6 protein-coding genes and 1 pseudogene are annotated in these 10,784 nt (G+C 52.7%); 2 read left to right on the top strand and 5 right to left on the bottom strand.

What is annotated here, in order from left to right:
- From ADICEAN_RS11085 to ADICEAN_RS11075, 3 genes and pseudogenes are all read right to left on the bottom strand, one after another.
- A pseudogene (locus ADICEAN_RS11085) lies at positions 1 to 396 on the bottom strand (T9SS-dependent M36 family metallopeptidase); the annotation flags it as partial.
- An 81-nt stretch (positions 397 to 477) separates the two neighbouring features.
- On the bottom strand, positions 478 to 3,036 hold the full coding sequence (locus ADICEAN_RS11080; protein WP_009195687.1) for a T9SS-dependent choice-of-anchor J family protein: 2,559 nt from the start codon (positions 3,034 to 3,036) through the stop codon (positions 478 to 480).
- A 563-nt stretch (positions 3,037 to 3,599) separates the two neighbouring features.
- Positions 3,600 to 3,950, bottom strand: coding sequence for a hypothetical protein (locus ADICEAN_RS11075; RefSeq protein WP_009195686.1), 351 nt, complete (start codon positions 3,948 to 3,950; stop codon positions 3,600 to 3,602).
- A gap of 783 nt (positions 3,951 to 4,733) precedes the next feature.
- Here ADICEAN_RS11075 and ADICEAN_RS11065 point away from each other — a divergent pair.
- The gene (locus ADICEAN_RS11065; RefSeq protein ID WP_009195684.1) at positions 4,734 to 6,326 is read left to right on the top strand and encodes a SulP family inorganic anion transporter; all 1,593 of its coding nucleotides are present in this window, start codon (positions 4,734 to 4,736) and stop codon (positions 6,324 to 6,326) included.
- A gap of 153 nt (positions 6,327 to 6,479) precedes the next feature.
- On the opposite strand, the gene ADICEAN_RS11060 is transcribed toward ADICEAN_RS11065, so the two are convergent.
- Entirely contained in the window at positions 6,480 to 7,001 is a 522-nt protein-coding gene (locus ADICEAN_RS11060; RefSeq protein WP_009195683.1) for a protoporphyrinogen oxidase, read from the bottom strand.
- Positions 7,002 to 7,362: 361 nt separating this feature from the next.
- Between ADICEAN_RS11060 and ADICEAN_RS11055 the strand changes: the two genes are divergently transcribed.
- Complete coding sequence (locus tag ADICEAN_RS11055; protein ID WP_009195682.1) at positions 7,363 to 9,006, top strand: ABC-F family ATP-binding cassette domain-containing protein; 1,644 nt, start codon at positions 7,363 to 7,365, stop codon at positions 9,004 to 9,006.
- Between the two features lie 77 nt (positions 9,007 to 9,083).
- Here the strand turns inward: ADICEAN_RS11055 and ADICEAN_RS11050 are convergent, their stop codons facing one another.
- Positions 9,084 to 10,640, bottom strand: coding sequence for a protein adenylyltransferase SelO (locus ADICEAN_RS11050; protein WP_009195681.1), 1,557 nt, complete (start codon positions 10,638 to 10,640; stop codon positions 9,084 to 9,086).
- Positions 10,641 to 10,784 lie beyond the last annotated feature (144 nt).

Raw genomic sequence — 10,784 nt, 5'->3', positions numbered from 1 at the left:
CTTCAGGGATCGGGCTGCTGCTTCGGCAGCCATGCCAGGGGTTTGAGCTGCTACGGAGCCTCTAATGGCAGCCCTCAGGTTGGGGATAAAGCGGTTGCCCATGCTGATCACCTGCCCATCGGGCCCTATGTTGATGTTGATGATGGCGCCTTCTACCTCAATTTCCTGATGGCGCTGCTGCAGGTATAGATGGGTAATACCATTTTTTTTGCTGACGTACTGATCTGTAACCACATAATCGGCAATATCAGCCTGGGTAAGGCCATAGCCCGCTTTATTTTCTGCAATATGGGTAAGGGCTGTCTGCAGGGCATCCTGTGCCTGCACAGCCTGATGGGCTGAAAAAATAAGGAGTGTTGCCATTAACAGCCCCCTTAGGGTAAATTTTAACTTCATACTGTGTAAAAAGTGGTGAATAATTGGAAAAGAAGAGAGCAGCCAGATGCCCGCTAAGGGGTGGCTGGCTGCTCTATGGGTTTAGTCGTGTAAAAGTACTTTTTCTTTTAGGGTGCCATCGGGGGTGTGTAGGAGCACATAATACAGGCCCTTGGCCAATCCGCTTGTGTGTACAGTTGTCTGGTTCTGGCCCTGCTGGCAGCTGGCTGGCTGCTCATGTAGCACCTGGCCCAGCATGTTGATCAGTTGTATCTGTAGCGGGCCTGCCTTTTTTGCCTCATACTGCAGGGCAAAGGTTCCATGGGAAGGGTTGGGGTAAAGGCCCCGCAGGCGAAAGAGCCCATTTTCTGTAGCTGTTATGCTTCCGGTGCGGGCTTTGGTACTGCTGTTGTTGCCTTTGATGCTGATGGTCTGGCTATAGAGTGCATTCAGGCCACTGCTGCGCAGTATTTGTAGCCGGTAATAGGCCGTGGCGGTAAGGGGATCCGTATCCAGCTGTTTATAGGATGCCCCGGTGGAGTTCTTCTTTTTGGCGGGCAGCTGTGCAATGGGTTCAAAGCTGCTGCCATCGGCCGATCGCTCCAGGATAAATGACTCATAGTTCTCTTCTGATGCGGTTAGCCATTGCAGCTCTACACCTTCTGTGGTGGCAGCTGCCGTAAACTTCTTAAGCTGGACCGGTGCAGCTTCAGGAGAGGCGCCACTTACAAAAATATTGTCCAGATACAGGTTATTCCCGTAGTCGTTGGTACCTACAAATTTTATGAGCAGCTGGCCGCTGCGGTAGTTGTTCAGGCTCAGGCGTTCTCTTCTCCAGTCGCCGGCTGTAGGGTAAAAGGCCCCTTCTGCAGCGGGGGCAGTAGCCAGTTCGGCACCGGCCTTGCTGTAAATGGTTTTGAACGACCGGCCGCAATCTACCGATACCTGCACTTCCAGCTTATCATTGGCGCTTGAGGTGGCATAGGCTACATCAAATTCTAGATGGCTGTCTTCTGTGGTACTCAGGTCTATGAGGGGAAGCTGCAGGGCATCGGTCGTGCCTTTGGCGTCATACTCATAGTAATTCATAAACACAGCGGTGCTTGCCTGACCATCGGCTCCTGTAAGGTTCGAATAAGGGCTCCAGGATTCGCAGCGGTCGGCATTATCAAGTTGCCATTTGTTGCTGGGAGGATAGAGGCCGCTTTCAAAGGTTTCCAGAAAATCCAGCCGTTCGCCTACGTTTGATATGATAAAGCTGTCGCTCCAGCTGTCGTTAAAGGTTCGGGCATCACTGCCGCCATTTGGTGCTGCAGTACGCACAGTAAAGGTGTGTGTGCCATCCGGGGCGCTTATGGCTGGCAGGGTAACAGATTCAATCTCACCCGTTGCTAAAGAGCCCGTCCACTGGAAGGTTTGTACAGAACCACTGCCTAGCTGATAGTGAATTGCCACTGAGGTAAGTATCTGCTGGCCAAGGTTGCGCAGGAGCACTTCAGGTAGAATATTTCCGCCACAGCGCTGGCCGGTAGGGGATACAATTTCAATAATGGCAGCATCAAGGGCTACGGGCTGCAGGTGTACGGTTGAGCTCAGAAGCTCCCGCCGGCGCGGGCTTTTGGTAAGCACGGTGCGCATGCGCAGCGTCTGGTCGTTGGTGAATATGTTCATGCAGGCATCGTAGGTGTAGTCCATGTAGTTCTGCACCATGTCTACACTGCCGCAGGAGATATCACTGGGGTTACAGCCCGAGTTTGACGCATCTGATTCGGGTGTGTCGCCACAGAAATCATCTACCCCACAGCCGCCATCGCCCCAGATATGCCGAAGGCCCAGCCAGTGGCCCACTTCATGGGTTACAGTTCGGCCCAGGTCGTAGGGGGCGTTGTAAGTGCCCTGCGGATATTTTTCGCTCGAGCCAAAGGCATCAAAGCCCATCACCACACCGTCGGTCTGGGCACCCCCCGTATCGCACCCCAGGCCGGAAGCAAAACCGTGTGCCGGATCCGGAAACTGGGCATAGCCCAGCAATAGGGCGGCAAAGCGTACGGTCCACATGTTCAGGTAGCGGTTGGGGTCGTAGATAGTGGCGGGCTTTATGAGCAGGTCAATTTCTTCCAGTACATAGGCGGGCAGGGGCCCCTGGTAACGGTGAATGCCCGGTTCGGGCAGTAGGTTGCCCTCGGGATCTACCAGGGCGGGTACAAACTCAATCTGCGTATCGGCTCCGCGGCTATCCTCATTAAATCCCCTTGTACCCATCATGCGGCGGAAATCTTCGTTCATCACCTCAAGCTGGGAGTAGATCTGCTCAGCGGCTATATTGGCACCGGTTCCTACCGGTTCGCCAAAGTGTACCACATGCACAACCACCGGTATTTGTAGTACCCCCTTCAGGATGCCGTTATTGGCTGGATCGGCTTTGGCTGCTTCTATTTGCGCGGCCATTACCTTTTCAAAATCCTGGGTGCCGGGTATAGAGAGGTCCTTGCTTTTGCGAAGGTTGTGGTACTCTACCGTATAGCAGCGGATCAATTCTCCGGTGTCAATAGGATCCAGGACATTGCCTGTAAGGTTACTGGTGCTGGTAGAAAAATGCTGTGCTGATACAGGGGATAGAAAACTGGAAATGACTAAGATCAGTAGTAAAAGGTTTCTCATAAAGGAATGCTCTAGAATGGATGATCACAAAAAAATTATATAAATGACGAGAAGGATATAAAACGTGGAAATGTTCTACATTTCTCCATAAACCATGTATGATCTTATGTTGTATAAGGTTAATCTACAAAGCAGGAAGAATTTAATTTGTGCATTAATATTCTGTATGCGATGCTTTATTCAGAATAATATTGCATAAAGTGCAGGTATATACGAATGTTTATAGAATGCAGATTTTTAACAAGTAGATATTAAGTTGTATTAATCTCATGTTTTACCAGTAATTGTTAACTAGGCCTCCTATTTGTTTAATTGATGGATTATCTATTAAACAGAATTGGCAACCTTGGAAATATTCAATTGATGTAATGGATGACCGGCCTTGCGTTTCGGATCAGGTGAACGAGGATGACGCCTTTAAGACAGGGTGTGGTAATTTTCCTCAGTGAAGGGGGGAGTAATTAAAAAGCCCGCTGCCTGTTGGAGCAGCGGGCTGGTTAAGGGTAAAAAAATGAGAAAGAGGGTGTGGAAAAAATGGAGGGGATGTTGTCCCTTACTGCTTATTAGTAAGGCATGGGCAAAGAAGCTTTCTTAGCCAGTGGCTTGAGGGCATTGATCAGCAGCTGCACGGGTGCAGAAGGGGTGCTGGCCAGAGCAGGTTCTTCTGCTTTGCTAACAGGATGGCAGCTGGGCGGCTGCATGCGGCCCAGGCTATTGATCATGGTAAGGCTGGTCTGAATTGGCCCGCTGCTTACGGCACTGGCAGGGGTGCGCTGCAGGTGCAGGCTATCGGGCATGAGCAGAGCGCCAGCCAGGAGCAGCGCACCCAGAAGCAGGGCGGCTGCCATACTTTTGAGGATGAACCGATCAATGCGCTTCTTATCCAGATCTTCGTGGGGTAGGTTCAGGTACATGGTTGAAAGAATTAGTCTGTTTCAATAAGTCAAAGCCTGTGCCAATTGCTAAAAGGGCTAAATTTTAAAAATTGAGCCCTTTTTTTGGAGGGGCAGTGTCCGAAAACGAACACTCTGTACGCTTTTGCGCACGCCTGTTCGTTTTTGAGCTTCTTTGGAGATTAGATGCAGGCCGGGCCCCACTGGTTGCAGCAGCAGCTGTAATTTTTTTTCAGGCCGGCTGAAATGGGCCGTCTTCCGATTCAGGCTGTTTGTTGTCTCGGTGTGTAGATGCTGTAGGTACTCAATCTGACGCAGGGCAGTCTGCAGCAGGACGAGCTGTACTGCCTGCAGCTTTTCTGTTTTACGGTTGAGGGTATCGGGTACACTGGAAAAGCCCTCAGGCGGCTGCCCCTCCGGGATGCAAAAAGAAGGTATCAAGATCGAAAAAAATTAGTACTATTTGTATATTTGATGTAGCGTTTATAACAATATTGTTTAATCTTTCGGGTGCTACGACACTATTTTCTCAACAGGGTTACCTATTTTATCTGCCTGAGCCTGACTAACTAACTTTGCAGGAGATATAGGGGTTTAGTTTTGAAGGAGAACTGACCGGGGGTAATACAAAAAGAAGCGCTCGCTACAGGCAGCGCATATTTGGGGCGCTCTTCCTTACCTACAGGAAGTGTTGTTGAAAGAAAAAGTAAGAATGAAAGTAGGTAAGTGAACAAAAAAAGTAATACTTTGGTAGTCTAATAGTATTACTATCGGTTGTGTTAACATTGCTATTGAAATAATCTTATGTTGAGCTTTAAAGAGATCAAATACGACCTGCCCTCGGGCATAGTTGTATTTCTGGTAGCGATACCCCTTTGTTTGGGAATTGCTATGGCATCGGGTGCCCCCTTGTTTTCGGGCATCATTGCCGGGATTGTGGGCGGACTGGTTGTTACCCTTATTAGCGGCTCCCAGCTGGGAGTAAGCGGTCCGGCAGCCGGCCTGGCCGTTATTGTGCTTACGGCCATCAACGACCTGGGCAGCTACCCGGTCTTTTTATCCGCTGTTGTGCTGGCGGGTGCGCTTCAGTTGATCCTGGGCTTTCTTAAAGCGGGCAGCATAGGCTATTACTTTCCATCCTCGGTGATCAAGGGGATGCTGGCCGGTATTGGGGTAATCATTATTCTGAAGCAGATTCCTCATGCGCTGGGCTATGATGCCGACTATGAAGGTGACCTGAACTTTGTGCAGCCCGATGGGGAGAATACCTTTTCCGAGCTGGTGAATGCCCTGAATTACGTTTCGCCGGCGGCGGTGATCATCAGTGTATTGTCGCTGATCATTCTGATCTTCTGGGACAAGGTGCTTTCCAAGCGGGGCAAGATATTTTCCATTATCCAGGGGCCGCTTGTAGTTGTGCTGCTGGGCGTTGGCCTTAATCTGCTGTTTCAGAACTATTTCCCCGGAATTTACCTGCGCGATAATCAGCTGGTAGAGCTGCCTGTGGCTGACAGCATCGGAGGCTTTTTTCAGCAGTTTACCTTCCCGGACTTTAGCCGACTGCTCTCATATGAGGTGTTGGTGATTGCCGCTACCCTGGCCATTGTAGCCAGCCTGGAAACCCTGCTGTCGCTGGAAGCCACCGATAAGCTGGATCCCTACAAGCGCATAAGCCCGGCCAGCCGGGAGCTTACTGCACAGGGGGTAGGCAACATGGTTTCCGGCCTTATTGGCGGCCTGCCCATAACGCAGGTAATTGTACGAAGCTCCACCAACATTCAATCGGGCGGGCGCACCAAGCTGGCCGCTTTTATCCATGGCCTGATGATTCTGGGCTGCGTAATGTTTGTGCCCTATCTGCTGAACCTGATCCCGCTGGCCTCACTGGCTGCCGTGCTGTTTATGGTAGGCTATAAACTTGCCCAGCCGGCCCTGTTTATGAGCATGTACCGCAACGGCTGGTCGCAATTTCTGCCCTTTATCGTTACCATTATCGGCATTGTATTTACCGATCTGCTCACCGGCATTGGCATTGGTATGGTGGTGGCCATTTTCTTCCTGCTGAAAAATAACTACCATGTGTCCTACTACATCAGCGAAGAGAAGAGCCCTCAGGGCCCCAAAAAATACCGCATGGTGCTGGCTGAAGAGGTGACCTTCCTGAACAAAGGCAATATCATGACGGCCCTGCGCCGCATGCCCGATGATGTAGAGCTTGAAATAGACCTGAGCCGATCGGCTGTAGTGGATTTTGATGTCATGGAACTGATCGAGAACTTTAAGGATACGGCACGCCGCAAGAATATTCAGCTGCGGGTGATCGAATCTACCCCTCGAAATCCGGGCAAACCCCTGGTGGTCCCGCTGGCCGAATCGCCTGCCCGGGTAGAAGAATAGTTGTGAAAAAAGGAAAAAGGTTGTTGAAAAGGGGCTGGTGCACACCAGCCTTTTTTTATGCCCCACAGACATTCCCTTACCCCTGAGTGCCGGCCCAGGGGCCAGTTCATGGGCGAGAAAAGACAGACAGTATGCACCCAGCTGGGCGATGGCTTATATGCCCTGCTTCAGCGGATGCAGGGTCTGTTGTTGGGTATTGGCCTGCAGCATGCTTTCTGCAAAGCCGTTGATGGCTGCATGGTCCAGCTCAGAGCGAAACACTAGTTTCTCTCCCCGCACTTTTAGCAGTAGCTTTTGCCACAGGCTCATGCGCCGGGGTATGAGCTCTCCCCCAACGCAGGCAGTGGCCTGGCTATGGGCGATCAGTTCAGCCGGAAAGGCGCGCTCAAATTGTTCTTTTGCCAGGCTGCGCTCCAGGCAGCACATAAACAAGCCAATTTTTTTTTGCAGCAGCTCCTGCAGATGATCGTGGCAGAGATGCCGTACCCGCCTGTTCATCTGGCCTATATGGATGGACCCTCCAATCAGGATCAGGTCAAACTGCGTCAGATCAGGCGAAGGGTTGGTGCGCAGGTCCAGCACCAGGGGCTGCAGCGGCGCAAGCTTTTTGGCCAGCAGGTGCGCCACTTTTTCGGTAGTTCCTTGGCTGGATGTATAGAGGATGGCAGTTGTCATGGCAATAATCTGTTTGAGTGTAAGCTAGGGTGTTATCCGGAAAGATACCATGATCTATGTCATCCTTTAGGCATGCCTGTGCGCCCCCCCCCCTGCACCCGTTGTACACCCTGGGGTGTAGCTTAGCCAGGCCGGGGCTATCAACGGCCGGGAGGCCGTGCAGCCACTGAGGTTACCTGCAGCCCACAGCATGGCGTGCCGGCAGGCGGAGGCTGCCTGCTGCCGCAGCGCCAAAAAGACCTGCGGCGGCGGAACGTTTTACGCCCCCATTTTTTTATGGGATCTGGGCCCCTTTCTGCCTCTGGCCCCGGCATGGCGCAAGGGGAAATTATGCTATCTTTGCCCCTTCAATTTCTTTTATATGATCTCAGTAGACGGTGTAAGCGTTGAGTTTAACGGTGCGGCGCTGTTCAGCAATGTTACCTTCAATATTAATGAGAATGACCGCATAGCCCTGATGGGCAAGAACGGTGCCGGCAAATCTACCCTGCTAAAGGTGATTGCCGGGGTGAATAAACCTACCCGCGGCAAGATTTCGGCCCCTAAGGATGCCGTGATCGCTTACCTGCCGCAGCACCTGCTTACCGAAGACAACTGCAGCGTGTTTGAGGAGGCTTCCAAAGCCTTCGCCAAGATTCTAGGCATGAAAACACAGATGGAGGCCCTCAACCGGGAGCTGGAAACGCGCACCGATTACGAGTCGGAGGCCTACTACAAGATCATCGAGCAGGTAACCGAGCTGAGCGAAAAATACTACTCCATTGAAGAACCCAACTTTGATGCCGAGGTAGAGAAAACCCTGCTGGGCCTGGGCTTTCTGCGCTCCGATTTTGGCCGTCCTACCAAAGAGTTCAGCGGCGGCTGGCGCATGCGCATTGAGCTGGCTAAGATTCTGCTGCAAAAGCCCGACCTGATCCTGCTGGATGAGCCCACCAACCACATGGACATTGAATCGATCCAGTGGCTGGAAGATTTTCTGGTGAATAATGCCAAGGCGGTGATTGTGATCTCGCACGACAAAACCTTTGTCGACAACATCACCAACCGCACCATCGAAGTGACCATGGGCCGTATTTACGACTATAAGGTCAACTACAGCCACTACCTGCAGCTTCGCCGGGAGCGCCGGGAGCAGCAGCAAAAGCAATACGACGATCAGCAGAAGCAGATTGCTGAGATCACCGAATTCATCGAGCGCTTCAAGGGCACTTATTCCAAAACCCTGCAGGTGCAGTCGCGGGTAAAAATGCTGGAGAAAATGGAGATTGTGGAGGTAGATGAGGTAGATACCTCGCACCTGAACCTGAAGTTTCCGCCCGCACCCCGCTCAGGCACCTATCCGGTCATTGTGGAGGAGCTCTCCAAGAGCTATGGCGATCATGTGGTGTTTAAGGGAGCCTCCCTGACCATCGAGCGTGGCGAAAAAGTGGCCTTTGTGGGTAAAAACGGCGAGGGTAAATCCACGCTGGTAAAAGCCATTATGGGCGAGATCGACTACCAGGGCAAGCTGCAGCTGGGCCACAACTGCATGATCGGCTACTTTGCCCAGAACCAGGCCTCGCTCATGGACGAGGACTTAACGGTATTCCAGACCATCGATAACATTGCTGTAGGGGAGATGCGCACCCGCATCAAGGACTTACTGGGTGCCTTTATGTTTGGCGGTGATACCATTGAGAAGAAGGTGAAGGTATTGTCAGGAGGGGAGAAAACCCGCCTGGCCATGATCAAGCTGCTGCTGCAGCCGGTCAATTTGCTGATCCTGGACGAACCTACCAACCACCTCGATATTAAAACCAAGGATATTCTCAAGGAGGCCCTGCGAGCCTTTGATGGCACCCTTATCCTGGTATCGCACGACCGCGATTTTCTGGATGGGCTGGCCACCAAGGTGTTTGAGTTTGGCAACAAGCGGATCAAAGAACACTTTGAAGATATTGGAGGTTTCCTACGGAACAAAAAGCTGGAAAACCTGCGGGAGATTGAGCGTACGGTAGCCAAATAAAGGTCTAAAGTACATTTACACGTTAGCAGACAAAAGCAGCTTGCTTAGCCGGTAGCACCGGTAAGCAAGCTGCTTTTTTATGAGCTGCAGGAAAGCATGGAGCAACCTGCTTTCTGGCTGGCCCAGTCGGGGCGTTTTACCAGAAACTGGTCCCACTTGTTGGAATATGGGTCTTTGATGGCTTGCTGGAGTGTATCAAATAGGCTGGAATCTCCTTTTTCAAGCCCCTCAATGGCCTGATGCAGCAGGTAATTGCGCAGGATAAAGCGGGGATTGGCCTTTTGCATGCGGCTGATCCGCATATCCGGTATTTCCTTGCTCTCCCTGATTCTCTCTTTCCATTGCTGTAACATGCGCACAAAAGCCGCCTTTTGCTCAGCATTCAGGGGTCCATAGAAGCTGTCATTAAAGTGCTCCAGAATCTGCTTGTCTTCCTGCGGGGCAGGGGGTAGCTCGGTCAGCAGCTGGTAAAACAGGGTCATGTCCGGCTTCACCAGCGCAAGCGTCTCGCTTACCAGTGAGATGAGCGCCTTCTCTTTCTCCTGCACCTCCTCAAAGCCCAGTTTCTGGCCCATCATGCGGTGGTAGCCGCTCCAAAAATGCTCCTCGAATTCCTTCAGGGTGGCTACCAGGGGAGCCGTATCAGGCAGCAGGGGAGCCAGGGCACTGGCCAGCCGGCTCAGGTTCCAGTAGGCAATGGAGGGCTGGTTGCCAAAGGCATAGCGGCGGCCGGGCAGGTCGGTGGTATTAGGGGTGAAGTTGGGATCAAAATCGTCCAGAAAGGAGTACGGCCCATAATCGATGGTCAGGCCCAGGATGCTCATGTTGTCGGTATTCATCACCCCATGCACAAAGCCTACCCGCAGCCACTCCACCATTAGCCGGGCCGTGCGGACCACTACTTCGCCAAAGAAATCAAGGAGCTGATTTTCGCCCTGCAGCTGGGGGTAGTAGCGGGCAATGGTCCAGTCGGTGAGCTGGCGCAAATTCTCCAGTTCCTGGCGGGCGGCGGGCATTTCAAAGCTGCCAAAGCGCAAAAAGGAGGGGGCTGTTCGCAGTACAATGGCCCCGGGCTCAAAGGCGGCATTGCCGTTGTAAAACATGTCCCGCATCACCTGATCGCCGGTGCTTACCAGGCTCAGGGCCCGGGTGGTGGGCACCCCCAGGTAGTGCATGGCTTCGCTCATCAGGTATTCCCTGACCGAGGAGCGCAGCACCGCCCGGCCATCGGCCCGGCGGGAGTAGGCGGTGGGGCCGGCCCCCTTGAGTTGAAGCTCCCAGGCCTCGCCCGCCGGTGTCGTCCACTCGCCCAGGGTAATGGCCCGGCCATCGCCCAGCTGCCCGGCCCACTGGCCAAACTGGTGGCCCGCATAGCAGGCGGCATAGGGCTGCATGCTGGGGGTGGTCAGGTTGCCGCCCAGAATCTGTATGTCCGTCTCATCAGGCCTTTCGATGCCCAGCTCCTGCGCCAGCTCATCCGACCAGGCCAGTAGGGTAGGGGCCTTTACAGGGGTAGGCCGGGCCAGGCTGTAGAGCACGCCCGGGGTCTGGCGCGGCTGCAGGCTTCCGCTTTCCTCTCCGGGAAAGGTGGTAACAAACTGATTTTGATAGGTATGGGTGCGTAGGCGCTGCATAGGCTGGGGGCTAGTCAAAAAGGAAGTAAATGGTATGCACCTTTATTCCCTTCCTTCTTTAATACGCAGGCGGGCAGGTAAATAGCTATGCTGCCGGCAGTTTTTCGGTACAGCTCGTTTGCTTGTTGGGTGAGCGATGCCTTT

Origin of the sequence: Cesiribacter andamanensis AMV16 (assembly GCF_000348925.1) — a bacterium.
GTDB classification, from domain to species: domain Bacteria; phylum Bacteroidota; class Bacteroidia; order Cytophagales; family Cyclobacteriaceae; genus Cesiribacter; species Cesiribacter andamanensis.
This window is presented reverse-complemented; position numbering and strand designations above follow the sequence as displayed.

What these genes read in the sequence shown, in the direction of transcription:
- ADICEAN_RS11080 (WP_009195687.1), bottom strand. Translation starts at nt 3,036, where the DNA reads ATGAGAAACCTTTTACTACTGATCTTAGTCATTTCCAGTTTTCTATCC.
- ADICEAN_RS11075 (WP_009195686.1), bottom strand. Translation starts at nt 3,950, where the DNA reads ATGTACCTGAACCTACCCCACGAAGATCTGGATAAGAAGCGCATTGAT.
- ADICEAN_RS11065 (WP_009195684.1), top strand. Translation starts at nt 4,734, where the DNA reads ATGTTGAGCTTTAAAGAGATCAAATACGACCTGCCCTCGGGCATAGTT.
- ADICEAN_RS11060 (WP_009195683.1), bottom strand. Translation starts at nt 7,001, where the DNA reads ATGACAACTGCCATCCTCTATACATCCAGCCAAGGAACTACCGAAAAA.
- ADICEAN_RS11055 (WP_009195682.1), top strand. Translation starts at nt 7,363, where the DNA reads ATGATCTCAGTAGACGGTGTAAGCGTTGAGTTTAACGGTGCGGCGCTG.
- ADICEAN_RS11050 (WP_009195681.1), bottom strand. Translation starts at nt 10,640, where the DNA reads ATGCAGCGCCTACGCACCCATACCTATCAAAATCAGTTTGTTACCACC.